This is a genomic window from Aminobacter sp. P4_D5 (assembly GCF_056401815.1).
Window position 1 is genome coordinate 1 of the sequence record NZ_JBFUIP010000470.1, and the last position, 938, is coordinate 938.

Annotated in this window: 1 protein-coding gene; it reads right to left on the minus strand. The window is 57.4% G+C overall.

The window, feature by feature from the left end:
• Positions 1 to 416, minus strand: a 416-nt coding sequence (locus AC1DWF_RS32830) for an aminoglycoside adenylyltransferase domain-containing protein (RefSeq protein ID WP_476842696.1), incomplete at its 3' end; no start/stop codon positions are given.
• Positions 417 to 938: the final 522 nt, after the last annotated feature.

The following is a 938-nucleotide window of genomic DNA, read 5'->3' on the forward strand; positions in this document are numbered from 1 at the left end:
TTCTTGGAAATGAACTGGTTCGTTGTGAGAGTTCTCCACATCCGTGCCAGCGTCAGAAGGACATTGCGCTCGTCGCCGTCGACACGGCCGATCAGCTCTGGCAGCAGTTCGCCAATCGCCCGGTGTATGCTGTCGGGAGGAATGTCCGAAACAAAGTCAGCCAGGCCCGGGCCAACCATCGGTAGCGCTTCCCGCCGTGCCTGCGCGAGAACCAGCGTAAACTCGGGGCTGGTTTCGGCTCGCGTAACTGCGCCGTTCGTTAACGCGTCGCGCAACCATTCCCCGTATACGAACTCAGCGCGCGCCGGATACGGAAGCCGCTCCAGATCCGCCGCTTGGAAAATCATAATTTCCAGCGGACGTCGCCCTCGATGATCGAACGGGTAGAGTCCGGAGACGGCCATGATATCGGTCATCAGAGGCGCTCGCACAGACTCCGATAGAGGCCCATCCATCACTGCGAGCAGGTCAACATCGCTCCATTTGCTCAACCCTTGTCCTACGGCGGATCCGTGCAGATAGACTGCTTGAAGCAAAGGACCGAGCCGATGTGCTAGTATTGACAGTGCATCGACGGCTTCGGTCGGGATGGCTGGTTTGTTGGTATCTGCTTCCATACGGTAAGGGTTCTGTTTGAGCGTCGGGACTACGAATGCATATGCGGCACGACCGCTTTCGGCAACTGAGCAGTTGCGCGGAAGTGTCTAGCTTGGGGTCGGGTGCTGCCAAAGGTCACCAGACGCAGCGTCGGATTCGGGGTGGTTTGGGGACTGTCTCCTTTTATAAGATGCGAAAGCAAAGCAGACGTCTGGGGATATGCCATCATCTTGAGCATCGTCGGAAGTTTGCTAAGCCGCCACGGCCTGCCTCACCGGCTGATGCTTGACTTGGCCGTCGCTTCCTCTAAACCTTACTAGATGGTCGAAAAGGATATCCAC